Source organism: Streptomyces sp. NPDC023157 (assembly GCF_055560575.1).
This window is the reverse complement of sequence record NZ_JBVHIL010000002.1, coordinates 886650-910698: the sequence shown is the minus strand read 5'-3', so window position 1 is coordinate 910698 and position 24049 is coordinate 886650. Positions and strand designations below refer to the sequence as shown.

20 protein-coding genes are annotated in these 24049 nt (G+C 73.9%); 10 read left to right on the top strand and 10 right to left on the bottom strand.

Annotated elements, in window-relative coordinates:
• Window positions 1-72: 72 nt before the first annotated feature.
• The gene (gene sph / locus ACZ3ZE_RS09670) at window positions 73-1068 is read right to left on the bottom strand and encodes a sphingomyelin phosphodiesterase (protein WP_361174391.1); all 996 of its coding nucleotides are present in this window, start codon (window positions 1066-1068) and stop codon (window positions 73-75) included.
• Window positions 1069-1241: 173 nt separating this feature from the next.
• On the opposite strand from sph, the gene ACZ3ZE_RS09665 reads away from it, so the two are divergent.
• Together ACZ3ZE_RS09665 and ACZ3ZE_RS09660 are read left to right on the top strand one after the other, a co-directional pair.
• Entirely contained in the window at window positions 1242-1730 is a 489-nt protein-coding gene (locus ACZ3ZE_RS09665) for a F0F1 ATP synthase subunit B family protein (protein WP_361174388.1), read from the top strand.
• A 142-nt stretch (window positions 1731-1872) separates the two neighbouring features.
• On the top strand, window positions 1873-2790 hold the full coding sequence (locus ACZ3ZE_RS09660) for an oxygenase MpaB family protein (protein WP_467258242.1): 918 nt from the start codon (window positions 1873-1875) through the stop codon (window positions 2788-2790).
• Here the strand turns inward: ACZ3ZE_RS09660 and ACZ3ZE_RS09655 are convergent.
• The 6 genes from ACZ3ZE_RS09655 to ACZ3ZE_RS09630 all read right to left on the bottom strand — a co-directional run bounded on the left by ACZ3ZE_RS09655 (window position 2759) and on the right by ACZ3ZE_RS09630 (window position 10433).
• Window positions 2759-4129 (bottom strand): GH1 family beta-glucosidase, encoded by a 1371-nt coding sequence (locus ACZ3ZE_RS09655; RefSeq protein WP_467258240.1) that lies wholly within the window; start codon window positions 4127-4129, stop codon window positions 2759-2761. The genes ACZ3ZE_RS09660 and ACZ3ZE_RS09655 overlap by 32 nt on opposite strands.
• Window positions 4130-4182: 53 nt before the next feature.
• Window positions 4183-5010, bottom strand: coding sequence for a carbohydrate ABC transporter permease (locus ACZ3ZE_RS09650; protein WP_467258238.1), 828 nt, complete (start codon window positions 5008-5010; stop codon window positions 4183-4185).
• Window positions 5007-5975, bottom strand: coding sequence for a carbohydrate ABC transporter permease (locus ACZ3ZE_RS09645; protein ID WP_467258561.1), 969 nt, complete (start codon window positions 5973-5975; stop codon window positions 5007-5009). Before ACZ3ZE_RS09645 ends, ACZ3ZE_RS09650 begins: the two co-directional genes overlap by 4 nt.
• Window positions 5976-6124: 149 nt before the next feature.
• Window positions 6125-7414, bottom strand: coding sequence for an extracellular solute-binding protein (locus ACZ3ZE_RS09640; protein WP_361174376.1), 1290 nt, complete (start codon window positions 7412-7414; stop codon window positions 6125-6127).
• 241 nt (window positions 7415-7655) lie between these two features.
• Window positions 7656-8681, bottom strand: a complete 1026-nt coding sequence (locus ACZ3ZE_RS09635; protein WP_361174373.1) for a LacI family DNA-binding transcriptional regulator — start codon at window positions 8679-8681, stop codon at window positions 7656-7658.
• A 198-nt stretch (window positions 8682-8879) separates the two neighbouring features.
• Window positions 8880-10433 (bottom strand): M1 family metallopeptidase, encoded by a 1554-nt coding sequence (locus ACZ3ZE_RS09630; RefSeq protein ID WP_361174370.1) that lies wholly within the window; start codon window positions 10431-10433, stop codon window positions 8880-8882.
• A gap of 200 nt (window positions 10434-10633) precedes the next feature.
• Here ACZ3ZE_RS09630 and ACZ3ZE_RS09625 point away from each other — a divergent pair, with 200 nt between their 5' ends.
• From ACZ3ZE_RS09625 to ACZ3ZE_RS09615, 3 genes are all read left to right on the top strand, one after another.
• Window positions 10634-12646, top strand: a complete 2013-nt coding sequence (locus ACZ3ZE_RS09625; RefSeq protein WP_467258235.1) for a Xaa-Pro dipeptidyl-peptidase — start codon at window positions 10634-10636, stop codon at window positions 12644-12646.
• Window positions 12643-13947: a M14 family metallopeptidase gene (locus ACZ3ZE_RS09620; protein WP_361622646.1), complete on the top strand. Its 1305-nt coding sequence runs from the start codon at window positions 12643-12645 to the stop codon at window positions 13945-13947. Before ACZ3ZE_RS09625 ends, ACZ3ZE_RS09620 begins: the two co-directional genes overlap by 4 nt.
• A gap of 94 nt (window positions 13948-14041) precedes the next feature.
• A complete protein-coding gene (locus ACZ3ZE_RS09615; RefSeq protein WP_361622643.1) occupies window positions 14042-14350 on the top strand; it encodes a hypothetical protein in 309 nt (102 codons plus the stop codon).
• A gap of 225 nt (window positions 14351-14575) precedes the next feature.
• Here the strand turns inward: ACZ3ZE_RS09615 and ACZ3ZE_RS09610 are convergent, their stop codons facing one another.
• Complete coding sequence (locus ACZ3ZE_RS09610; RefSeq protein ID WP_361174357.1) at window positions 14576-15595, bottom strand: FAD-dependent oxidoreductase; 1020 nt, start codon at window positions 15593-15595, stop codon at window positions 14576-14578.
• 97 nt (window positions 15596-15692) lie between these two features.
• On the opposite strand from ACZ3ZE_RS09610, the gene ACZ3ZE_RS09605 reads away from it, so the two are divergent.
• Genes ACZ3ZE_RS09605 through ACZ3ZE_RS09595 form a run of 3 tightly spaced genes read left to right on the top strand, consistent with a single transcriptional unit; the run spans window position 15693 to window position 18486 of the window.
• Entirely contained in the window at window positions 15693-17330 is a 1638-nt protein-coding gene (locus ACZ3ZE_RS09605) for an ABC-F family ATP-binding cassette domain-containing protein (RefSeq protein ID WP_361174354.1), read from the top strand.
• Window positions 17330-18082, top strand: coding sequence for a 2-phosphosulfolactate phosphatase (locus ACZ3ZE_RS09600; protein ID WP_361174351.1), 753 nt, complete (start codon window positions 17330-17332; stop codon window positions 18080-18082). The genes ACZ3ZE_RS09605 and ACZ3ZE_RS09600 overlap by 1 nt, the downstream gene beginning before the upstream one ends.
• Window positions 18079-18486 (top strand): hypothetical protein, encoded by a 408-nt coding sequence (locus ACZ3ZE_RS09595; RefSeq protein WP_361174348.1) that lies wholly within the window; start codon window positions 18079-18081, stop codon window positions 18484-18486. Before ACZ3ZE_RS09600 ends, ACZ3ZE_RS09595 begins: the two co-directional genes overlap by 4 nt.
• A gap of 108 nt (window positions 18487-18594) precedes the next feature.
• Here ACZ3ZE_RS09595 and ACZ3ZE_RS09590 read toward each other — a convergent pair whose 3' ends face one another.
• On the bottom strand, window positions 18595-21033 hold the full coding sequence (locus tag ACZ3ZE_RS09590) for a Tex family protein (RefSeq protein WP_467258233.1): 2439 nt from the start codon (window positions 21031-21033) through the stop codon (window positions 18595-18597).
• A gap of 205 nt (window positions 21034-21238) precedes the next feature.
• Complete coding sequence (locus tag ACZ3ZE_RS09585) at window positions 21239-22102, bottom strand: SCO6745 family protein (protein ID WP_467258231.1); 864 nt, start codon at window positions 22100-22102, stop codon at window positions 21239-21241.
• Between the two features lie 189 nt (window positions 22103-22291).
• On the opposite strand from ACZ3ZE_RS09585, the gene ACZ3ZE_RS09580 reads away from it, so the two are divergent.
• Both ACZ3ZE_RS09580 and ACZ3ZE_RS09575 read left to right on the top strand, forming a co-directional pair.
• Entirely contained in the window at window positions 22292-23296 is a 1005-nt protein-coding gene (locus ACZ3ZE_RS09580; protein WP_361174339.1) for a GlxA family transcriptional regulator, read from the top strand.
• Window positions 23297-23404: 108 nt separating this feature from the next.
• The gene (locus ACZ3ZE_RS09575) at window positions 23405-24046 is read left to right on the top strand and encodes a DJ-1/PfpI family protein (protein WP_361174336.1); all 642 of its coding nucleotides are present in this window, start codon (window positions 23405-23407) and stop codon (window positions 24044-24046) included.
• The last annotated feature ends 3 nt before the right edge of the window (window positions 24047-24049 follow it).

The following is a 24049-nucleotide window of genomic DNA, read 5'->3' as shown; positions in this document are numbered from 1 at the left end:
CCCGAACCGGTGAGTCCGGCCCGGCCCCCGGCGATCGGGGGCCGGGCTTCGGGCGGTCGTGTGCCCGGTCGGTCAGTTCGCCGCGTAGGCCGTCACCGGGTAGTGGTCGGACAGGTTGCTGTACGTGTAGCTCTTGCCCCAGCTGGAGACGGTCCAGGGGGCGCTCTGCTCCAGGACCACGTTGTTCGTCCAGCCCGCCGGGCGCGCGTTCCCGGCGCGGTACAGGACGTAGTCCAGGTCCTCGCGCGGGTCGGTCGGGTAGCGGTAGTGGGCGATCGAGTTCAGGGCCGTGTCGAAGGAGTACGGGTGGCCGGTGCGGGCGTCCGCCGGGGCCAGGTCCGCGTCGGCGAGCATGGTCGCGTACTCGGGCGTGTGCGAGTCCACGTTCATGTCGCCCGCGACGATCACCTCCTCGTCCGCCGGGATGTTCTTGGCGTCGAGGAACGCGTCGATGGTCTTGAACTGGCGGCTGCGCATCTGCGCCGCCTCGCCCGCCGAGCAGCCGGGGTCGGTCGACTGCGCGTGCGTGCCGACGACGTGGACCTTGGTGCCGTTCACGTCGAGGACCGCGTAGACGAAGCCCTTGTTCGAGTACCAGTCCGCGCCGCACGCGTCCTTGTAGACGTACTGCTCCTTGCGGACCACCGGCCACTTGCTGAGCAGGGTGACCCCGCCGTCCTCCGGGGTCGTCGCCGAGTAGGAGCCGCCGGTGGCGTCCCAGCCCGACTTGGAGCGGCCCACGACGGGGGTCTGGTACGGGTACTGCCCGGCGGCGTTCGCCTTGAGCGCGTCCGAGGCGGCGTTGTCGAAGGCCTCCTGGAGGACGACGACGTCGTTGCCCTGGAAGAAGGGGGCGGCGGGGATCGCGGCCGCGCGGTGGTCCTGGCCCCAGTTCGGGTAGAGGTTCTTGGACATCAGGAAGGTGTTGTACGTCAGCACCTTCAGCCGCGGGGTCGTCGCGGAGGCGTCGGCCGCCGAGGCGGCCGGCGCGACCGCGGTGAGGGTGGCGGCGGCGAGCACGACCGACAGGGCCGCGCCGGGGATCCGGCGGAGCGAGGAGAACGGCACTGGGAACTCCCGTGAAAGTATGGGGGCTGGAGGACCGGCGCCGCACATCAAATCAGCCGTAGTTACCTTCCGGTAGCCGTTGGATGCCGCGAATCTTGCGTGACTCGCACGAACGCGCCAACTCTCGTTCAACAGCCCGAATTGCCGCTTTTGCGATTAGGTAGGATGCGCCCATGACCCTCGCGCAGAACTCGCAGATCTTCGACATGGACCTCGGTCCGCTCAACCCGGTGTGGGCCGAGCTCATCATCGGCTTCGTGATCTTCGGCATCACCTTCCTGATCCTCGCCAAGGGGATCCTCCCGAAGATCAACCGCACCCTCACCCAGCGTGAGGACGCCATCGACGGCGGCACCGAGCGCGCCGACGACCTGCGCAGCGAGGCCACCGCGATCCGCGAGCAGTACGAGGCCGAGCTGGCCGAGGCCCGCCACGACGCCGCCCGCATCCGCTCGCAGGCCACCGAGGAGGGTGCCGCCGCCATCGCCGCCGCCCGCGCCGAGGGTCTGCGCGAGCGCGAGGCCATCCTGACCGCCGGCTCCGAGCGCATCGCCACGGAGCGCGCCGCCGCCGAGCGCGAGCTCAACGCCGACGTCGACGCCTGGGCCCACGCCCTGGCCGGCCGCATCGTCGGCGAGCCGGTCGGCGCCGACCGCGCCTGACGCGCCACGCGCACGCCCGTACGGGGCCGCGCCCCGGGCCCACCCGCCCGGGACGCGGCCCCGCGTCATGTGCGCACCGCCCGCCCTTGCCCGTGCGAGCGGCCCCGGGCAGCCTGAGAAGCGAGAGCGAGAGGACGTACGCGTGCCCCAGCGAACCGAGCGGCAGCAGGAGCGGGAGCAGGACAGGGAGCGGCGGACCGACCCCGCCCCGCCCCCCGTCGGCGGCGTCCTGTGGAGCGTCGCCGGAGACGTCCGCGCCCTGCTCATGCTGCCCGCCGCGCTCACCATGCAGGTGGCGCACCCCGCCATCGGCGCCGGCGTCGACGCCCACTCGGTCTTCCGCACCGACCCCTGGGGCCGCGGCGAACGCTCCCTGCGCTCGCTCCAGCTGTGGATCTACGGCGGGGAGGCCGCCGCCGAGGAGGGGCGCAGGCTGCGGGCCCTCCACAAGGAGATCCAGGGCACCGACGCCCATGGACGCCGCTACCACGCGCTGACCCCCGCCTACTACGCCTGGGTGCACGCCACCGGCTACCCCGTCTACCGCCACGGCCTGCGCTACCTGGCCCGCCCCCTCACCGAGGCCCAGGACCGCGCGCTCTACGCGGAGTGGCTCCGAGTCGGCCGGGTGCTCGGCATCCACGACCGGGACATGCCGCAGACGATCGAGGAGTTCTGGCCGTACTACCGCCGGGTCCTCGCCGAGGAGCTGGAGGCCACCGTCGTGGTCCGCGAGCTCCTCGCCACCGACCTGCCCGTCCCGGCGCCCGACCGCGGCCCGCTGCCCGTACGGCTCGCCCTGAAGGCGCTGTGGCCGCTGCTCCGGGGACCGTTCCTGCGGGCCCGGGCCTTCCTGACCGTCGGCCTCATGCCGCCGGACGCGCGCGAGGCGATCGGGCTGGAGTGGACGGACGCCCAGGAGCGGCGCCTGCGCCGCCTCGCCCGGGTCGTACGGGCCGTGGTGCCCGTCCTCCCCGAGCGGCTGCGCTATCTGCCGTTGGCCCGCGAGGCGCGCCGTGCGGCCCGGCTCACCGGGGCGGCGGCCCGTTCCGGGCGATGACCTCCCCGTACCAGCGGAAGCTGTCCTTCGGCGTGCGGCGGCCGGTCGGGAAGTCCACGTGGACGATCCCGAACCGCCTGCCGTAGCCGTGGGCCCACTCGAAGTTGTCCAGCAGCGACCACAGGAAGTACCCGCGCAGGTCGACCCCGTCGGCCAGGGCCCGCCGCGCCGCCGCGAGGTGCGCCGCCAGGTAGGCGACGCGCTCGGGGTCGTGCACCCCGCCCTCGGGGTCGGCGTAGTCGTCGTACGCGGCCCCGTTCTCCGTGATCAGCAGCGGTACGTGCGGCAGCTCGTCCCGCAGCCGGACGAGCAGCTCGTACAGCCCGTCCGCGTCCACCGGCCAGTCCATCGCGGTGCGCGGTCCCGGCAGCGGCACGAAGCGTACGTGCCCGGCGGCGCCCGGCCACGGGGACGGCGCCGCCGAGGTGCCCGCCGCGACCACGGCCGGGGAGTAGTAGTTGACCCCCAGCGCGTCGATCGGCGCGGCGATCGCGTCGAGGTCGCCGTCGTGGACGAAGGACCAGTCGGTGAGGGAGGCCGTGTCGGCGACCAGGTCGGCGGGCAGCCGCCCGTGGAAGACCGGGTCCAGGAAGATCCGGTTGCCGACGGCGTCGATCCGCCGGACCGCGTCCCGGTCCTCCGGGGAGTCCGTGGCCGGCCGCAGCGCGTGCAGGTTGAGCGTCAGGGACACCTCGGCGGAGGCCGGCAGCGCGGCCCGCAGCGCCCGTACCCCGAGACCGTGCGCCAGATTCAGGTGGTGGGCGGCGCGCAGCGCGGCCCGGGCGTCGGTGCGGCCCGGGGCGTGCTCCCCGGAGCCGTACCCGAGGAAGGCCGCGCACCACGGCTCGTTGAGCGTGGTCCAGGTGGAGACCCGGTCGCCCAGGGCTTCCGCCGTGCGCCCCGCGTACTCGGCGAACCGCTCCGCCGTCGCGCGTTCCGGCCAGCCGCCCGCGTCCTCCAGCTCCTGCGGCAGGTCCCAGTGGTAGAGCGTGGCGACCGGCCGGATCCCGGCGTCGAGCAGCTCGTCGGCCAGCTGCCGGTAGAAGTCGAGGCCCTTCTGCGAGACGGGCCCCCGGCCGCCGGGCAGGACCCGCGACCAGGAGATCGAGAAGCGGTAGTCGGTGAGGCCGAGCCGCGTCATCAGGGCGATGTCCTCGCGCGACCGGTGGTAGTGGTCGGTGGCGATGTCGCCGGTGTCGCCGTTGCGCACCTTGCCCGGGGTACGGCTGAAGGTGTCCCAGATCGACGGGGTACGGCCGTCCTCGGCCGCCGCCCCCTCGACCTGGTAGGCGGCGGTGGCCGAGCCCCAGCGGAAGCCGGAGGGGAAATGAGCGTTCATGAGAGGGAAACTCCCGGTATCGGAGAAGGGGCACGGAAGGCGGCCCGCGCGGCTCAGCCCTTGACGGCGCCCTGCATGATCCCGCCGACGATCTGCCGGCCGAGCAGCCCGAAGACCAGCAGGACGGGAAGGGTGCCGAGCAGCGTGCCCGCCATGACCACGGACTGGTCGTGGACGTAGCCGCCGCCGAGTTGGCGCAGCGCGACCTGCACGGTCGGCTGCTGCGAGGAGAGCGCGACGATCGGCCAGAAGAAGTCGTTCCAGGCGCTCATGAAGGTGAGCAGCCCCAGCACCGCCATCCCGGGGCGGGCCACCGGCACCACGATCGCCCAGAAGATCCGGGCCGTGGACGCCCCGTCGACCCGGGCCGCCTCGATCAGCTCGTCCGGCAGCGACTGCACGAGGAACTGGCGCATGAAGAAGACCCCGAAGGCGGACACGAGCCCCGGCAGGATCACCGACTGGAGCTGGTTCACCCAGCCCAGCTCGGCGATCAGCATGAACAGCGGGATCACCCCCAGCTGCGGCGGGATCATCATGGTGCCCACGGTGAGCGCGAGCAGCGCGCCCCGGCCGCGGAAGCGCAGCTTGGCGAAGGCGAACCCGGCGAGCGTGCAGCACAGCACCGTCCCGACGGTGATCGAGCCGGACACCAGGAGGGAGTTGAGCAGCGCCTTGCCGATGTCGGCCTCGTCGAGGACCGCCTCGAAGTTGGGGATGAGGTTCGGCCCCGGCAGCAGGCTCGGCGGCACCTTCGCCAGGTCGGCGTTGGAGCGGCTCGCGGCGACGACGGTCCAGTAGAAGGGGAAGGCGGAGACGAGGGCGGCGAGCACGAGGACGGCGTACGTGACGGCCCCGCCGCGACCGGTCCGGGCGCTCACGCCGTCACCCCCGCGGGCTCGTCGGCACGGGAACGGCGGCGCGCGATCAGGGTGTTGGCCCCGACGAGCAGCAGGATCAGCAGGAACATCAGCCAGGCGACGGCCGCCGCCCGCCCCAGATGGAAGAAGCCCCAGCCCTGCTCGTACAGATAGAGCCCCAGCGTCTGGTACTGGTGCGAGATGCCGCCCGAGACCGACCCCTCGAAGAGCAGCGGCTCGCCGAAGAGCTGGGTCGCGCCGATCGTCGAGACGACCACCGTGAACACGATGGTCGGCCGCAGCCCCGGCAGGGTGACGTGGACGAACTGGCGCCATCGCGAGGCGCCGTCCATCTCGGCGGCCTCGTACAACTCGGCGGCGATCGACTGCATCCCCGCCAGGTAGATCAGGGCGTTGTACCCGGTCCAGCGCCACACCACGATCGACGACACCGCCACCTGTGAGGCGAACGTGCCGTCCTGCCAGTCGACCGGCCCCAGACCGGCCACCGACAGAAGGTAGTTGACCAGCCCGAAGTCCCGCCCGAAGAGCTGGGCGAAGACGAGCGTGGCGGCGGCGACGGAGGTCGCGTACGGCAGCAGCATCGCCGTACGGAAGAACGTCCGCCCGCGAAGCCGGTAGTGGAGCAGGTGCGCGAGCCCGAGCGCCATCAGGAGCTGCGGCACCGTGGACAGGGCGCCGATGACGACCGTGTTGCGCAGCGCCCGCCAGAAGAACTCGTCGGTGAGCAGGGCCGTGTAGTTCCCGAGCCCGCGCCACTCCATCGCGCCGGGCGTCTGGAGCTCGACGCGATGGAGGGAGACGAAGGCCGTGTAGAGGAGCGGGAAGAGCCCGAAGGCGGCGAAGAGGGTGAAGAACGGCGCGAGGAAGGTGTACGGGGACACCCTGCGCCACAGCCGGGTGAGGGTCACGGGGGCGGGCCCTTCGACGGGGTGGGGTGGCGGGGAACGGGGGCGACGGGGGATCGGGGGAGTGGGGGAGGAACGCCGGGGCGCCGGGGAGCGGCGCCGGCCGGCGTGGGCGGGCCACTGCGGGCCTGCCGACGTGGGCGGGCCAGCGTGGGCCTGCCGGCGTGGGCGGGCCGGTGGCCCGGGAGGGCGCGCGGGGGCCCGGCTCACCCGAGGGCGTTCTCGACCCCCTTCCGCGCGTGGGACCAGGCCTCCTCCGGTGCCGTGCCCTTCCGCTCGACCTCGCTCAGCGCGTTGGTGATCTGGTCGGCCACGTTCTTGTCGTGCACGCCCAGCACCTGCACGGGTGCGGCCTTCGCGGCGTCGCCGAAGAGGCGGCCGATCGGGGCGCCCGAGAAGTACGGGTCGGTGGCGTCGGAGACCTGGGCGATGGCCCCGGTGGAGGAGGGGAAGTTGCCCTGCTTGCGGAAGAGCCGGGCCTGCTGGGCGGGGGCGGTGAGCCAGCGGATCAGCTCGTACGCCTCCTTCTTGTGCCGGGCCGCGCGCGGTACGGCGAGGAAGGAGCCGCCCCAGTTCCCGGCGCCGCCGGGCAGCTTCGCGATGTCCCACTTGCCCTTGCCGGCGTCGCCCGCCTGCCCCTTGATGTAGCCGAGCATCCAGGCGGGGCAGGGCAGGGTGGCGAAGGAGCCGGCGGAGAAGGCCTGGTTCCACTGCGGGGACCACTGGTCCAGCTTGGCGCTGAGCCCGTCCTTCGCGGCGTTCACGGACGCGTCCCAGGCGTTCCGTACGGCGGGGCTGTCGGCGTAGACCAGGGTGCCGGAGGCGTCGTAGTAGCGTTCCTTCTCCTGGCCGACCATGACGGTGTAGAGGCTGCCGACGCTGTCGAGCCAGGCGCTCTTGCCGGGAGCCTTCGCCTTGTACTGGCGGCCGAGCTCCAGATAGGCGTCCCAGGTGGCCCACTTCGCGGCGAGTTCGGTACGGTCGGTGGGCAGTCCGGCCTGCCGGAGCAGGTCCGTCCGGTAGCACATGGCCTCGGGCCCGACGTCGGTGCCGAGCCCGAGCACGGCACCGTCCGGGGCGGTCGCGGCGGCCCAGGTGGCGCTCGCGAACTCGCCCTTCAGCGCCTGTGCCCCGTACCGCCGCAGGTCCTCGAAGCGGTCGCCCTGCTGCTGCGTGACGGAGGCGATCCGTCCCACCTCGACGGCCTGCACGTCGGCTAGCCCGCCGCCGCCGGCGAGCCGGGTCTGGAGCGACTTCCAGTAGTCCTGCTCGTCCTCGGTGTCGGTCTGCTTGATGACGATGCCGGGGTGGGCCTTCTCGTACTCCGCGTAGAGCCCGGCCTCCTTGTAGCCGAAGGACCCGAAGAGGTCGACGCTGATCTCCACCTTCCCTCCGGCGGAGTCCGACCCGCCGCCCCCGCCGGACGAGCACCCGGCGACCAGCGCCCCGACGAGAACGGCCGCGGCGGCGGCTCGATGGACCCGGACAGTGCGCATAAGGGGGCCTCCCTGGGCTCCTGACTGCTTGAGAGCGCTCTCAAGACGCGTGAGGAGCGTGCCCGTCCGGCCGGGTTCCCGTCAAGAGTCGAACACGTAACGGGCGGTGGGGGTGGGTGAGTTGGCGCCCGGTTCGGTGGGGTCCGACCCGGTGCGCGGGGGCGGCGTCTCGGGGTCGGGCTCCGGGCGCCGGATATCGGACGTCGGGCGCCGGGTGCCGAGCGCCGGATGTCCCGCGGCCTCAGGCCGAAGCGCGCCGGACCAGGTCCGTCGGGGTGATCAGGGCCTCGACCCGCTGACCGTCCAGCGTCCGCATGAGCTGACGCACCATCAAGCGGCCCATGCCCTCGATGTCCTGACGTACCGTCGTCAACGGAGGGGAGGTCGTCTCCGCCACCGCGGGCATGTCGTCGAAGCCGACGACCGCCACGTCCTCCGGGACCCGCGCGCCTCGCTCCCGCAGGACCTCCAGGGCGCCCGCCGCCATCAGGTCGTTGGCGGCGAAGACCGCGTCGAGGTCCGTCCGGCTGTCCAGGAGCGCGGCCATCGCCCGGGCGCCGCTCTCCCGCGTGAAGTCGCCGTCCGCGATCAAGTCGGTCTTGGTGTCCGGGAGTTCGTCGAGGTAGCCGTGCAGGCGGTCCAGGGCCGAGGTCTGGTCGCGCGGGCCCGCGATGTGGGCGATGCGCCCGCGGCCGAGGGAGCGCAGGTGGCGTACGGCGGCTCGGGCGCCGCCCCGGTTGTCGCAGTCGACGTACGGCACCTCCGGCCGGCCGTCGGGGCCGGTCCAGCCGGGACGGCCGCCGAAGACCGTCGGGAGGTGGGCCCGGCGGATGATCGCGGGGAGTTCGTCGTCGTCGTGGAGCGAGAAGGCGAGCGCGCCGTCGACGTGGCCGCCGCCCAGATAGCGCGCGATGCGCTCGTGGTCGCCGGAGTCCTCCACCCACAGCAGCACCAACTGGGTGTCGTGGGCGCTCAGTTCGCGGCTGATTCCCCGTACCTGGCGCTCGAAGAACGGGTCGGAGAAGATCCGGAACTCCGGTTCGGCGATGATCACCGCGACGGCCCCGTTGCGCCGGGTCACCAGGGTGCGCGCGGCGTGGTTCGGGATGTAGCCGAGCTCGTCGACGGCCTTGCGGACCTTCTCCACCAGGACGTCGCGCACGCCCGCGCCGCCGTTCACGACCCGGGACACGGTCGCCCGGGACACGCCCGCCCGCGCGGCGACCTCTTCCAGGGTGGGGCGCCCACCGGGCACGGTTTCGCTCAAGGCCGGCTCCTCGGGGCGTCGCGGCGGTTCGGTACTGACGCCACGAGGGTAACCGGTCGGCCCCGCGACACCGGTCCCACCCGGGAAAGCGCTCTCATCCCGGGCCCCCGCCCCGCCCCGTCGCCCACCCCGCGCTCGCCGTGTCCTTCCCCGTCGGCGCGGGGAAGGACACGGCGAGCCGTCAGCGGGGCGCTCGGCTCAGTGGCGGTCGTTCTCGTGGATCGTGTTCGTCTCCGCGATCTTCTTCCACGACTTCGGCTGCGCCGGCCGCGGCGCCGCGCTCTTCGCCGTGCCCGCGCCCTTCGTCGAACGCGCCGCCGGGGCCGCCGCGGGAGCCTTCAGGCCCGCCTCGGCCGCCGCCGGGGCGGCCGGCTTCACCGGCTGGTAGAGCCAGGTGTCGAAGAGGCCGGCCAGCGGCTTGCCGGAGACCTTCTCCGCGTACTTCACGAAGTCGGAGACCTTGGCGTTGCCGTACGCGTGCTCCTGCGGCCAGCCCTTGAGGATCGCGAAGAAGTCCTCGTCGCCGACCTCGTTGCGCAGCGCCTGCAGCGCCAGCGCGCCCCGGTCGTACACGGCGATGTGGAACTGGTCGTCCGCGCCCGGGTCACCCGGCTTCACCGTCCAGAACGGGTCGTCGGCCGCGCGCGTCTGGTACACGTAGTCCGCGAGCTCCTGCGCCGTGCCCTCGCCCTCCTTCTCCGACCAGAGCCACTGGCTGTAGCGGGCGAAGCCCTCGTTGATCCAGATGTCCTTCCAGTCGGCGACCGAGACGCTGTCGCCGTACCACTGGTGGGCCAGCTCGTGGACGACCACCGAGACGTTCGCGCCGTTGGCGAACTGCCGCGGGCTGTAGAACGGGCGGGTCTGCGTCTCCAGGGCGAAGCCGCTGGTCACGTTCGGGACGTAGCCGCCCAGGGAGTTGAACGGGTACGGGCCGTAGACGGACTCCAGCCACTCCGCGACCTCGGTGGTGCGCTCGATGGAGGCGCGGGCCGCACCGGCGTTGTCGCCCAGGTCCTTGCTGTACGCGTTGAGGACCGGCAGGCCGTTCGCCGTCTTGTCCGTCGTGATGTCGAACTTGCCGACCGCGAGCGTGGCGAGGTACGTCGCCTGCGGCTTGTTGGAGCGCCAGTTGAAGCGCGTCCAGCCCAGCTTCGAGGACTGCGACTGCAGCACGCCGTTGCTGATGGCCTGGTGGCCGTCCGGCACCAGGACGGAGACGTCGAAGGTCGCCTTGTCCAGCGGGTGGTCGTTGGACGGGAACCACCAGACGGCCGAATCCGGCTCCTGCGCGGCGACGCCGCCGTCCGGGGTACGGGCCCAGGCGGACCAGCCGCCTATCTTCACCTCGGAGGGCTTGCCCGCGTAACGGACCACGATCGAGACCGACTTGTTCTTCTCCAGCGGCGTGGCCGGAGTGACCTCCAGCTCGTGGTCGCCGGAGGCGGCGAACTTCGCGACGCGCCCGTTCACCCGCACCTCGCTGACCTTCAGACCGAGGTCGAGGTTGAAGCGGGACAGGTTCTGCTTGGTGGTGGCGACCAGGGTCGCCGTGCCCTCCAGCAGGTCCGTGGCGGGCTCGTACTTCAGCCGCAGGTCGTAGTGCGAGACGTCGTAACCGCCGTTGCCGCTGGCGGGGTAGTAGGAGTCGCCGATGCCCGGGGCGCCCGGGGTGAAGTCGGCGGCCGATGCCGGGATCGCCAGCAGCAGGCCGGCCGCGAGGGCGCTCGGAACGATGATTCTGCGGTGCACGGGTGCTCCCCAAGTCGTAAGAATCGTAAGACGCGCGGGTGGTCGTCGGTCCTTAGCGACACTATTCAGCCCCCAACGGGTCGTCACGTCCAGAGCCCCCCCGTCACATGATCGCCATTCGGCCGACATGAACCCCCCGCACCCCGTGTCCCGTGCGGCACTCTTTTCCTCGACGGTCGACGGACGGTACGTTCCGCCCCATGCCGATACGTGTGCGGAGAACCCGTCGAGCTCGTCTGTCGTGCAGAACACTGGCCGTCGCCGCCACGGCGGCCCTGATGGCCGCGTTCGCCCCGGCCGCCGGGGCCCAGCCGGCCGGCGCCCAAGCGGCCGCCGGGGTACGGGAGTCCGCGCCCGTCTACTCCTACGCGGACGCCGTCCGCGAGTCCGTCTGGGTCGACACCGGCCTCGACGCGGACGCCGACGGACGCACCGACCGGGTGGCCGTCGACATCGTCCGCCCCCGAGAAGCGGCCGCGGCCGGCCGGAGGATCCCGGTCATCATGGACGCCAGCCCCTACTACGCCTGCTGTGGCCGGGGCAACGAAGGCCAGCGCAAGACCTACGACGCCGACGGCAACCCCGTCCAGTTCCCGCTGTTCTACGACAACTACTTCGTCCCGCGCGGGTACGCGTTCGTCGCCGTCGACCTCGCCGGCACCAGCCGCTCCGACGGCTGCGACGACGTCGGCGGACGCTCCGACGTCCAGTCCGCCAAGGCCGTCGTCGACTGGCTGAACGGCCGCGCCCGCGGCTACACCACCCGCACCGGCACCGACCGGGCCCGCGCCACCACCTGGTCCACCGGGAACGTCGGCATGATCGGCAAGAGCTGGGACGGCACCATCGCCAACGGCGTGGCCGCCACCGGCGTCGAGGGTCTGCGCACGATCGTCCCCATCGGCTCGATCTCCTCCTGGTACGACTACTTCCACTCCCAGGGCGCCCCGCTCTACGACGCCAACCCCACCTGGCTCGCCGACTACGTCAACAGCCCCGACGCCAAGGCCCGTTGCGGCGCCGTCCAGGACCGGATCGCGAAGGCCACCCCGTACAGCGGCGACTGGACCCCCGCCTGGAGCGAGCGGAACTACGTCGCCGACGCCCGGAAGGTGAAGGCCAGCGTCTTCGTCGTGCACGGACAGCAGGACCTCAACGTGCGCGCCAACCAGTTCGGCCAGTGGTGGGACGCCCTCGCCGCGAACGGCGTCGAGCGCAAGATCTGGCTCTCCCAGACCGGCCACGTCGACCCCTTCGACTTCCGGCGCGCCGACTGGGTCCGCACCCTGCACCGCTGGTTCGACCACTACCTCCTCGGCTACGACAACGGCGTCGACCGCGAGCCCATGGCCGACATCGAGCGCGCCCCCGACCGCTGGACCACCGACCGCGTCTGGCCGGCCCGCGGCGCCGCGCCCACCGTGCTGCGCCCCACCACAGGCGCCGCGCCCGGGGTCGGCGGCCTCGACCGCGTCCCCGCCCCGCGCGGCGCCACCGAGACCTTCACCGACGACCCGGCCCTGAGCGAGACCGAGTGGGCCGCCGACATCGACCGCCCGACCCCCGCCAAGGCCGGATTCAGCACCGCCCCGCTCACCCGTGACCTGCGCGTCTCCGGCTCCTCCACGGTCACCGTCACGGCCACCCCGACGACGGCCAGCGCCCACCTCAGCGCGGTCCTCGTCGACCTCGGCCCCGACACCATCCGGGCCTACGCGGAAGCCGGCGAAGGCATCAGCACCCTCACCGACACCAGCTGCTGGGGCGCGAGCACCGCCGGCGACAGTGCCTGCTTCAAGGAGACCAAGGCCCGTACGGCGGACGTCGGTTACACGGTGATCAGCCGTGGCTGGGCCGACCTCGGCACCTGGGCCGACCCGCGCCAGGGCCGCCCGCTCACCCCGGGACGGGCGTACACGATGACCCTGAAGCTGGCGCCCACCGACCACGTCGTCCCGGCCGGACACCGCCTCGCCCTCATCGTCGCGGGCACCGACAAGGACCTCCTCGACCCGCCGGCGACACGGCCGACCGTCACCCTCGACCTGGCCCGCACCCGGGCCGAGGTGCCGCTGCTCGGCGGAGCCAGGGCCTTCGACCTGGCGACCGCGGGTGACCTCGGCCGGGCCGGCCGCGTTCAGCCCGGTGACACCCCGGCCGGCCGTGCCGCACCCGTGCGGACCGGTGCCCCGATCCCCGGTGAGGCCCGATGACCCGCACCTCCCGCAGCCGACGGCGCGCGCTCACCCTCGCGGTGGGCGCCGCCGCCCTGGCGCTGCCCCTGCTCGCCACCCCCACCGAGGCCGCCGGCGGCACGCCCCCGCCGCCGCCCCCGAGGACCGGATTCGAGACCAGCGACGGCGCCCGGTGGACCACGGAGGCGGAGGAACGGTCCTTCCTCGCCGCCGTGGACCGGGACAGCCCCCGCCTGTCGGTCCGCACCATCGGCACCACGAAGCAGGACCGCCCGCTGCACCTCGCCACCCTCGGCACCGGCGCCACGACCGTGCTGCTCATCTGCTCCCAGCACGGCGACGAGCCCGCCGGCCGGGAGACCTGCCTGAGCACCCTGCGGGACCTCGCGTACGCCCAGGACCCGGCGACCCGCCGCTTCCTCGCCCGTACGACCCTCCTCGTCGTCCCCACCGCCAACCCCGACGGCCGGCAGGCCGACACGCGGGGCAACGCCGACGGGGTCGACATCAACCGCGACCACCTGGCCCTGCGCACCGCCGAGACACGGGCGCTCGCCGCGGTCATCCGGGACCGGCGCCCCGAGCTGGTCTACGACCTGCACGAGTACGGGGCCACCCCGCCGTACTACGACAAGGACCTGCTGGCCCTCTGGCCGCGCAACCTCAACACCGACCCGCGCGTCCACGCCGAGTCCCGCACCCTCTCCGAGACGTACGTGCGCCCCGCCGGCGCCCGCGCCGGGTTCGGCACCGGCATCTACGGCATCTGGACCGACCCGCTCACCGGCGAACCGGTCAAGCAGGTGGCGGGCGACGGCCAGGAGCGCATCCTGCGCAACACGGCGGGCCTCAAGCACGCCGTGGGGCTGCTCGTGGAGACCCGCGAGGACGCCCGCGACCAGGCCGAGCGGGACGACCCGGCGCTGAACCACCGCCGGCGGGTCACCACCCAGAAGGCCGCCCTCAAGGGCCTGTTCGGCTATCTGGACAGCCGTCGCGCCCCGCTCGCCACGGCCACCGCCCTGGCCCGCCACACCGGCTTCGCCGACCGTGGCCCCGTCCTCCTCGGCGGCGCCGACAACGACCCGGCCGAGCCGTCCGAGATCCTCGGCGACCCGCCCTGCGCGTACCGCCTGACGCCGGCTCAGTACGGGGAGTTCAAGGACGAGTTGGAGCTGCACGGCGTCGTCGTGCGGGAACGGGAGGACGGCGGCGCGGTCGTTCCGCTCCGTCAGTCGCAGCGCGCGCTGGTGGCGCTGCTGCTCGATCCGGGCGCCGCGTACGGGCTGACTCGGGGAGAGCCGGTGGAGAGCTGTTGAGGAAGCGGTGAGGGGCGGCGTCGCGGGCGGGTTTCTTGATCGTTCCGGGCTAGCGTTACCGGTCGGTAATGACCATGCCCGCTTGGAGTGACCCATGAACCACGCGACGCCGCTGCGCCGCACCCTGTCCGCACTCGCCGCCACGACCCTGCTGGCCGGGGGCCTGCTGCTCGGTCAGACGGCGACGGCCCCGGCGGCCCAGGCCGCCGGCAAGACCGTCGTCTGCAACGTGCCCAAGATGCGCCAGGACTCCCACGCGCTGCGGGTGAAGGCGGCCAGGCTGCAGAACCTCGGCGCCAAGACCGAGGCCCGCAAGGCCCGCGCCCAGGCGGACGCGCTCGACCGCAGGATCAAGAGCTGTGTCGACGCGGACGGCCACGCCCAGAAGCCCTTCCCGGGCTGACCGACGCCCTGTCCGGACACGCCCGCCCGTTCTGACGGGGCGGGCGTGTCCGGCGTCCGGCGTCCGGCGTCCGGCGTCCGGCGTCCGGCGTCCGGCGTCCGGCGTCCGGCGTCCGGTGGCTGGTGGCTGGTGGCCGGGCGAGGCGTGCGGCGTCTGGATACAGGGTCCTGGATCGCCTGCCGTCCGGATCCAGGCGTACGTCGTCCCTCCGCCGTCCGGCCCCCGTCACCCCCCGCAGACCAGCTCCGCCGCCCGCCCCGCGCACCCCCACGCGACGGTGACCCCCGCCCCGCCGTGCCCGTAGTTGTGCACCAGCAGCCCGCCGCCCGGCAGCTCCTCCGCCTCGATGCGTACCCCGCCCTCCCGCGCGGGCCGCAGCCCCACGCGGTGCCCCAGGATCCGGGCGCCCGCGATCTCGGGCCGGATCCGGGCGCACCGTGCCACGATGCGCGCCGCGGTCGCCGGGTCGGGCTCCGGGTTCTCGTCGTCCTCCTGCGCGGTGCCGCCCAGGATCAGCCGCCCGGGCTGCGGGAAGAAGTACGTCGTCTCGTCGGCCGCCCCGTCGGCGGAGGTGAACCAGGTGTCCACGCCCGGGTTCTCCACCAGCACCAGCTGTCCCCGCACCGGCCGCAGCCGCGGGTCGGGGGCCAGCTCCCGGGCCGCGAGCCCCGTGCAGTCCACCACGACCCGCGCCTCGGCGGCGGCCTCCGCGAAGCCGGTCCCGGTCACCGCGCGCCGCTCGAAGGAGCCGCCCAGCTCCTGGAACCGGGCCCGGAGCCAGGCCAGGTGCACCGGCATGTCGATCAGCGGGAGGCGGGCGGCGAGCCCCACCGCGTACGGCCCCGGCACCTCGTCCGGCGGCAGCTGCCGCAGCCCCTCGACCTCCTGCGCCCAGGCGCCGAGCCCGTCGAGGACGGTGTCGGCGTGGACGCCCGGCACCAGGCGCACCCCCGTCGCCGACGGGTCGGCGGCCAGCTCCTCGTACCTGCGCAGCGAGGTCAGCGACCAGGCGCCGACCTCCGCCTCCGGTTCGATCCGGTACGGCCACCACAGCGCGCCCGCCACCGCCGAGGTCGTCCCCGCCACCTCGTCCCGGGACCAGACGCGGACCCGCAGCCCCCGCTCCGCGAGCCGGATCGCCGTCGTCAGCCCGACGACCCCGCCGCCCACCACGACCACACCGCTGTCCGCGCCACCGTCCGCGCCGGCGTCTCCGACGCCGCCCCTGCCCCTGTCGCTGTCCATGACGGGACCGTACCGACCCGGGAGTCCCGCACGCACGGATTCCCGCCGGACGCTCGTGCCACCCCCGCTCCCGCCCTCACCTAGGATTCATCCCCTGATGACTGCCACCCTCGTCGCCAAGAACCTCGCCGCCGGCCACGGCGACCGCTCCCTCTTCTCCGGGCTCGACCTCGTCGTCGCCCCCGGAGACGTCATCGGCCTCGTCGGGGTCAACGGGGCCGGGAAGTCCACCCTGCTGCGGCTGCTCGCGGGCCTCGACACCCCCGAGGACGGTGAGCTGCGTCTCTCGCCGCCCACCGCCTCCGTCGGGCACCTCCCGCAGGAACCGGAGCGGCGCGAGGGCGAGACCGTGCGCGCGTTCCTGGCCCGCCGCACCGGGGTCGCGGCCGCGCAGGCCGCGATGGACGAGGCCACCCAGGGCCTCGTCGACGGCACGCCCGGCGCCGACGACGCGTACGCCGTGAGCCTGGAGCGCTGGCTCGACCTCGGCGGCGCCGACCTCGACGAGCGGGCCGAGGAGGTCGCCGGCACCCTCGGCCTCACCGTCGGGCTCGACCAGCCGATGACCGCGCTCTCCGGCGGCCAGGCCGCCCGCGCGGGCCTCGCCTCCCTCCTGCTCTCCCGCTACGACGTCTTCCTCCTCGACGAGCCCACCAACGACCTCGACCTGGAGGGCCTGGAACGCCTCGAAGCGTTCGTGCAGGGGCTGCGCGCGGGCACCGTCGTCATCAGCCACGACCGCGAGTTCCTCACCCGCACCGTCACCAAGGTCCTCGAACTCGACCTCGCCCAGCAGCAGATCACGCTCTACGGCGGCGGTTACGAGGCCTACCTGGAGGAGCGGGACACCGCGCGGCGGCACGCCCGCGAGGACTACGAGGAGTACGCCGACAAGAAGTCCGCCCTGGAGGGGCGGGCCCTCATGCAGCGCAACTGGATGGACAAGGGCGTCCGCAACGCGCGCCGCAAAACCTCCGACAACGACAAGATCGGGCGCAAGCTGCGCGGCGAGTCCAGTGAGAAGCAGGCCGCGAAGGCCCGCCAGACGCAGCGCATGATCGAGCGCCTGGACGTCGTCGAGGAACCCCGCAAGGAGTGGGAGCTGCGCATGGAGATCGCGGCGGCCCCGCGTTCCGGCGCGGTCGTGGCCACCCTGCGCGAGGCGGCGGTGCGCCGCGGCGACTTCTCCTTCGGGCCCGTCTCCCTCCAGATCGACTGGGCGGACCGGGTCGCGATCACCGGCGCGAACGGGGCCGGCAAGTCGACCCTGCTCGCCGCGCTGCTCGGCCGGCTGCCGCTGGACTCCGGCGACGCGTCCCTCGGACCGGGCGTCGTGGTCGGCGAGGTCGACCAGGCCCGCAAGCTGTTCCACGGTACGGAGAAGCTGCTGGAGGCGTTCTGCGCCGCCGTCCCCGAGACGGAGCCGGCCGAGGTCCGCACGCTGCTCGCCAAGTTCGGCCTCAAGGCCGAACACGTGCTGCGGCCCGCGACCACGCTGTCGCCCGGAGAGCGCACCCGCGCCGCGCTCGCGCTGCTCCAGGGCCGCGGGGTCAACCTGCTCGTCCTGGACGAGCCGACCAACCACCTGGACCTGCCCGCGATCGAGCAGCTGGAGTCCGCCCTCGACTCGTACGACGGCACCCTGCTCCTCGTCACCCACGACCGGCGGATGCTGGACGCGGTCCGCACCACCCGGCGCGTCGAGGTCGCCGACGGCAAGGTGACGGAGCTCTGATGCCGGCCGCCTTCGGGCAGGGCGCCTCCTTCGGCTGGGGGCCGGTCGAGGCCAGGGCGCTGGCCCCGGCCGCCGCCTGCGTGGTCGTCGTCGACGTGCTGTCGTTCACGACGGCCGTCGGCGTCGCCGTCGAGGCCGGCACCGCCGTCCACCCGTACCGATGGCGGGACGCGAGCGCCGCCGCGTACGCCCGGGAGCGGGACGCCGTCCTCGCCGTGGGCCGCCGTGAGGCCACCGAGGCGCACCCGTGGTCGCTGTCCCCGGCCGCGCTGCGGGCCGCGCCCGCGCCCGACCGGCTCGTGCTGCCCTCCCCGAACGGCTCCACCATCGCGGTGGAGGCCGCGGCCGGCCGGGCCACCGTGGTCGCCGCCTCGCTGCGCAACCGCACCGCCGTCGCCCACTGGCTCGCCGCCCGCGGCTACGGCTCCGCCGAGCGCCCCGTCGCGGTCGTGGCCTCCGGCGAACGGTGGCCGGACGGTTCGCTGCGCCCCGCCCTGGAGGACCTGCTGGGCGCGGGCGCGGTCCTCGCCGCGCTGCGCGCCGCCGGGCCGCACACCCTGACGCCCGAGGCGACCGCGGCGGCCACGCTGTGGGACGCCACGGAGGACCCGGCCGCCGCCTTGCGGGGCTGCGACTCGGGCCGTGAACTGTACGCGTACGGCTGTCCGCGGGACGTGGAGGTGGCCGCCGAGATCGACTCCTCGGCCACCGTCCCCGTCCTGGTGGACGGCGCATTCCAGGAGGCACCATGACCGACGACGCCCGTGTGACCCGCCTGATCGGGATGCTCGACGACCTCGAAGCCGACGTCGACGAGACCATCGACCTCGCCGACGCCATCGCGGCCTCCGGCGACCTCGGCCTGCTCCCGCGCCTGGAGTCCGAGCTCGACCGGGCGCTCGCCGACCGCAACGCCTACGCCCGCGAGCTCCTCGGCGGCGTCATCGCGGCCCTCGGCGGCACCGACCGCCTCCCGGTCCTGATCCGCGCCTCCGCCGTCGACCTGGGCGACGACCAGGACGGCCTGGCCGCCGAGATCGTCGACCTGGTCCAGGCCGACCCGGACACCGCCCGCACGCTGCTCCAGCCGCTGACGGAGGACGACGACCTGACGGTCGCGAACCGGGCCGACTGGGCGCTGCGCTTCGTTCCGTAACCCTGCCCGCACGGCCCCTCGCGGGAGGGGCCGGACAGGGGGAGACGCCTTCCGGTGACACGCCGACGGGGGCCCGGCCACGCGGCCGGGCCCCCGTCGGCGTTCATGTCACCGCCCGCGCCGCTTCCCGCCACCGCTCTCGCCGAGCAGCCCCGCCTTGCGCAGGGCGTCGGCCATCGCGCTGTTGGAGGGAGCCGGGGCCGCGCCCGCGCCCGAGCCCTGGGTCTGGCCGCGGCGCTGCTGCGGGGGACGCCCACCACGGTCGCCACCGCGGGCACCACTCCGCTCGCCGCCGCGCTCGCCGCCCCGGTCGCGGCGCTCGCCGCGGTCCCGCTTCGGGGCGGACCCGCCGGGCTCCGCCGTCGCCTCGTCGTCCAGGCGGAGGGTCAGGGAGATGCGCTTGCGCGGGATGTCGACGTCCAGGACCTTCACGCGGACCACGTCGCCCGGCTTCACCACGTCCCGCGGGTCCTTGACGAAGGTCTTGGACATGGCGGAGACGTGGACCAGGCCGTCCTGGTGCACGCCGACGTCCACGAACGCGCCGAAGGCGGCCACATTGGTGACGACGCCCTCCAGGACCATCCCGGCCACCAGGTCGCCGATCTTCTCGACGCCCTCCTTGAACGTGGCCGTGCGGAACGCGGGACGCGGGTCGCGGCCCGGCTTCTCCAGTTCCCGCAGGATGTCGTTGACCGTGGGCAGACCGAAGGTCTCGTCCACGAAGGCGTCCGCCCGCAGCGAGCGCAGCACGCCCGTGTTGCCGATCAGTGCGCCGACCTCGCCGCCCGCCGTCTTCACCATCCGCCGCACCACGGGGTACGCCTCGGGGTGCACGGCCGACGCGTCCAGCGGGTCGTCGCCGCCGCGGATGCGCAGGAAGCCGGCGCACTGCTCGTACGCCTTCGGGCCGAGCCGCGACACGTCCTTCAGCGCGCGCCGGGAGCGGAACGGGCCGTTGGCGTCGCGGTGGGCCACGATGTTCTCCGCGAGGCCCGTGCCGATGCCCGAGACCCGCGAAAGCAGCGGCGCGGACGCCGTGTTGACGTCGACGCCGACGCCGTTCACACAGTCCTCGACCACCGCGTCCAGGGAGCGCGAGAGCTTCACCTCGGACAGGTCGTGCTGGTACTGGCCGACGCCGATCGACTTCGGGTCGATCTTCACGAGCTCGGCCAGCGGGTCCTGGAGCCGCCGCGCGATCGACACCGCGCCGCGCAACGACACGTCCAGCTCCGGGAGTTCCTGCGAGGCGAACGCGGACGCCGAGTACACCGACGCGCCGGCCTCCGACACCATCACCTTGGTGAGGGTCAACTCCGGGTGCTTCTCGATGAGTTCGGCCGCCAGCCTGTCCGTCTCGCGGGACGCCGTGCCGTTGCCGATGGCGATCAGCTCGACCGCGTGCTCCTTGGCGAGCCGGGCCAGCTTCGCGAGCGACTCGTCCCACCGGTTCGCCGGGACGTGCGGGTAGATCGTGTCGGTGGCGACGACCTTGCCGGTCCCGTCGACCACGGCCACCTTCACACCGGTACGGAAACCGGGGTCGAGGCCCAGCGTCGCCCGGGTCCCGGCCGGCGCGGCCAGCAGCAGGTCGCGCAGGTTCGCCGCGAAGACCCGCACGGCCTCGTCCTCGGCGGCCGTGCGCAGCCGCAGCCGCAGGTCGAGGCCGAGGTGGACCAGGATGCGCGTCCGCCAGGCCCAGCGGACCGTGTCCAGGAGCCACTTGTCGCCGGGGCGGCCCCGGTCGGCGACGCCGAAGCGGTGGGCGACGATCGGCTCGTAGGAGGACGTGGCGGGCGCGGTGGCGGCCTCCGACGGCTCCTCCGGTTCGAGCTCCAGGCTGAGCACGTCCTCCTTCTCGCCGCGCAGCATCGCGAGGATCCGGTGCGAGGGCAGCGCCGTGAACGGCTCGGCGAAGTCGAAGTAGTCGGCGAACTTCGCGCCCGCCTCCTCGTTCCCCTCCCGCACCTTGGCGACGAGCCGGCCCCGGCCCCACATCCGCTCGCGCAGCTCGCCGATCAGGTCGGCGTCCTCCGAGAACCGCTCGGTGAGGATCGCCCGCGCGCCCTCCAGGGCCGCCGCCGGGTCGGCGACGCCCTTGTCCGCGTCGACGAACGCGGCGGCCGCCGCGAGCGGATCCACCGACGGGTCGCCGAGCAGCCCGTCGGCGAGCGGCGCCAGACCGGCCTCGCGGGCGATCTGCGCCTTGGTCCGCCGCTTCGGCTTGAACGGCAGGTAGATGTCCTCCAGCCGCGCCTTGGTGTCGGCGGCCAGGAACCGCGCCTCCAGCTCCGGGGTGAGCTTGCCCTGCTCCCGTACGGAGTCGAGGACGGCCGCGCGCCGGTCCTCCAGCTCGCGCAGGTACCGCAGCCGCTCCTCCAGGGTGCGCAGCTGCGCGTCGTCGAGCATCTCGGTCGCTTCCTTGCGGTAGCGCGCGATGAACGGCACGGTCGAACCGCCGTCCAGCAGTTCGACGGCCGCCCTCACCTGTCGCTCGCGTACGCCGAGTTCCTCGGCGATCCTTGCCTCGATGGACGTCGTCACGATGTCCGACCCGCCTTCTCGTGCCTCTGGGTTGCGCCTGCATTCTGCCCGGTCGCTCACCCGTACGCGGCAACCGACCCGCCCCGGCCGGTGTCGGGCGGTGCCGGGCGGTCCTATCGGTCAGACGCCCGGGCCTTTCCGGTCAGGCGCCCGGACCTCTCGGTCAGGCGCCCGGACCTCTCGGTCAGGCGCCCGGACCTCTCGGTCAGGCCCTTCCGGTCAGGTCGGCCGGGAACGCGCCGGCTCCCACCGCCGCCACCAGGAAGCCCTTCGCCAGCTCGGTGAGCCGGGCCACCCCGTCCGCGCCCAGGAGCTCGTACGGGGCCGCGTCCAGGCGGTCCGTCTCGTCCTCCAGGGCCTCGCGCAGGGCCACGCCGGCCACGGTGAGCTCGCCCTCGGCGTCGAGCAGCCCGCGCCCGCGCAGCCGCTCCACGGCCGCGTCCCAGTCGGCGCGGCGCCAGCCCCGGGTGGAGAGGAGCCAGCGGGGGCTCATGCCCCTGCCGGTCGCGGTGTGGCTGACCAGCGCCTCCACCGGGTCGAGCCCGGCGGTCAGCAGAGCCGTCAGGTGTCCGTCGCCGCGGTGCTCGCGGAGCAGTGTCGTCGCGTGCCACAGGCGCAGGTGCGGGGCGTCCGGGACGGGCAGGTCGGCGTTGGCGGAGTACAGCGGGCGGGCGTGCCGGGTGCACCCCTCGGCGGCGCGCAGCGCCAGCTCGGCGGCCTCGGCCATCTCCGGCGAGGCGAGGGCCTCGGCGCCGAGCAGCCGGTTCAGGGTGGTGTCCATCGCCCGCAGCCGGGCGTCGAGCACGGAGGCGGGGGAGGCGGACTCCCAGACGCCCGGCAGGTGCCGGGCGAGCAGCTCGTGGTGGTAGTTGTAGAAGGTCGCGGCGACGGTCCCGGCCCCCACGGCGCCGAGCGGGGCACTGCGCGCGGCCAGCCGCATCGCGGTCGCGTCCTCGATGCCCAGCTCCTTGAACTCCGTGTCCAGGTCGGGCGAGAAGAACAGGGGCGCGTGCAGCAGGTTCATCTGGTGGGCGCAGCGGCGGCCCGCGAGGGGCGGCAGGTTCGTCATGTCGCGCACCTTACCTACCGGTCGGTACGGAGGGAATGCCAGGACCGGCCAGGGTCCGCGACGCCGGGTGCGGGCCCGCCGGGGCGGCGCGGGCCGCCGCCCGCGCGCGCCTGACACCGCTCCCACGATGGCAGGAAAGGTGGGGAATCCGTCATTGCGGCCACCCCCGGCCGGGCCAAGGATGGGGCCATGCCGCAACGACCCCTCCTCGTCGTCCTCTTCGACGACGTGCAGAGCCTCGACGTCACCGGCCCGGTGGAGGTCTTCGCCGGCGCCGGCCGGGCGGCGGGCGTCCCGGACGCCTATCCCGTCCGCACCGCCTCCCTCGACGGCGGCCCGGTCCGCACCCACAGCGGGCTGCGGCTGCTCCCCGACACCAGCCTCGCCGAGGCCGTCGCCGACGGACCCCCGCACACCCTCCTCGTCCCGGGCGGCGAGGGCACCCGCCGCCCGGACCCCGCCCTCGTCGACTGGCTGCGCGCACACGGCCCGCGGGCCGAGCGGCTGGTCTCCGTGTGCACCGGCGCGCTGCTGCTCGCCGAGGCGGGGCTGCTCGACGGACACCGCGTCACCACCCACTGGCTCGCCTGCGAGCTGCTCGCCCGCCGCTTCCCCGCCGTCGAGGTGGACCCCGACCCGATCTTCGTACGGGACGGGCGGCTCGCCACCTCCGCCGGGGTCACCGCGGGCATCGACCTCGCGCTCGCCCTCGTCGAGGAGGACCTGGGCCGCGACGCCGCCCTGACCGTCGCCCGTCACCTGGTCGTCTTCCTGCGCAGACCCGGCAACCAGGCCCAGTTCAGCGCCCAGCTGTCCGCCCAGACCGCCCGCCGGGAACCGCTGCGCGAGCTCCAGCACTGGATCACCGAGCACCCCGACGACGACCTGTCGGTCGAGGCGCTCGCCGCCCGCGCCCGGCTGTCGCCCCGGCACTTCGCGCGCGCCTTCCAGGCCGAGACCGGCACGACCCCCGGGCGCTACGTGGACCGCGTACGCCTCGAACACGCCCGTCGGCTCCTGGAGGACACCGGCCGGGGCGTCGAGGAGGTCTCCCGCGCGTCCGGCTACGGCACCCCCGAGGCCATGCGCCGCGCCTTCCTCAAGACCCTCGGCACCGCCCCGGCGGAATACCGCCGCCGCTTCCACGCCCCGGTCGACCGCCCCCGACCCCGTAACGAACCAGCGACCGCGTGACGAGCCCGAGCGCCCCTGACGAGGCTTCGCGCCCGTAGCGAACCCGCGCCCCCCTGACGCACCCGCGCCCCCTCAACGCACCCCGCCACCGAACCGAAAGGAACCGCCGTGCAGATCGCCGTCGTCCTCTACGACCGCTTCACGACCCTCGACGCCATCGGTCCCTACGAGCTGCTCGCCCGCCTGCCCGGGGCCGAGACCGTCTTCGTCGCCAAGGAGGCCGGGCCGGTCAGGAACGACCAGGGGAGCCTCGCGCTCGTCGCGGACCGGGCCCTCGCCGAGGTGCCGCGCCCCGACATCGTCCTGGTGCCGGGCGGTCCCGGTTCCCGCGAGGCCATGCGCGACCCGGAGATCCTCGCCTGGCTGCGCACCGCCGACGCGACCAGCACGTGGACGACCTCGGTGTGCACCGGGTCGCTGGTGCTCGCCGGGGCGGGTCTCCTGGAGGGCCGCCGGGCCACCAGCCACTGGCTCGCCCTGGACGACCTGACGCCGCTCGGTGCCGAGCCCACCGGCGAGCGGGTGGTCTTCGACGGCAAGTACGTCACGGCCGCCGGGGTCTCCTCCGGCATCGACATGGCGCTGCACCTGCTCGGCCGGATCGCGGGCGACGCGACCGCCCAGACGATCCAGCTGCTCACCGAGTACGACCCGCAGCCGCCGTACGACGCGGGCTCCCCGGAGAAGGCCCCGGCCGCGATCGTCGCCCACTGGCGCGGCCAGGCCGAGAAGGCCCTCGTCCAGGAGTAGCGG

Excerpts from the sequence above, each read along its gene's own strand:
- ACZ3ZE_RS09625 (WP_467258235.1), top strand. The coding sequence starts at position 10,634 with ATGCCGATACGTGTGCGGAGAACCCGTCGAGCTCGTCTGTCGTGCAGA.
- ACZ3ZE_RS09665 (WP_361174388.1), top strand. The coding sequence starts at position 1,242 with ATGACCCTCGCGCAGAACTCGCAGATCTTCGACATGGACCTCGGTCCG.
- ACZ3ZE_RS09600 (WP_361174351.1), top strand. The coding sequence starts at position 17,330 with ATGCCGGCCGCCTTCGGGCAGGGCGCCTCCTTCGGCTGGGGGCCGGTC.
- ACZ3ZE_RS09595 (WP_361174348.1), top strand. The coding sequence starts at position 18,079 with ATGACCGACGACGCCCGTGTGACCCGCCTGATCGGGATGCTCGACGAC.
- ACZ3ZE_RS09580 (WP_361174339.1), top strand. The coding sequence starts at position 22,292 with ATGCCGCAACGACCCCTCCTCGTCGTCCTCTTCGACGACGTGCAGAGC.
- ACZ3ZE_RS09620 (WP_361622646.1), top strand. The coding sequence starts at position 12,643 with ATGACCCGCACCTCCCGCAGCCGACGGCGCGCGCTCACCCTCGCGGTG.
- ACZ3ZE_RS09605 (WP_361174354.1), top strand. The coding sequence starts at position 15,693 with ATGACTGCCACCCTCGTCGCCAAGAACCTCGCCGCCGGCCACGGCGAC.
- ACZ3ZE_RS09610 (WP_361174357.1), bottom strand. The coding sequence starts at position 15,595 with ATGGACAGCGACAGGGGCAGGGGCGGCGTCGGAGACGCCGGCGCGGAC.
- ACZ3ZE_RS09640 (WP_361174376.1), bottom strand. The coding sequence starts at position 7,414 with ATGCGCACTGTCCGGGTCCATCGAGCCGCCGCCGCGGCCGTTCTCGTC.
- ACZ3ZE_RS09615 (WP_361622643.1), top strand. The coding sequence starts at position 14,042 with ATGAACCACGCGACGCCGCTGCGCCGCACCCTGTCCGCACTCGCCGCC.
- ACZ3ZE_RS09585 (WP_467258231.1), bottom strand. The coding sequence starts at position 22,102 with ATGACGAACCTGCCGCCCCTCGCGGGCCGCCGCTGCGCCCACCAGATG.
- ACZ3ZE_RS09655 (WP_467258240.1), bottom strand. The coding sequence starts at position 4,129 with ATGAACGCTCATTTCCCCTCCGGCTTCCGCTGGGGCTCGGCCACCGCC.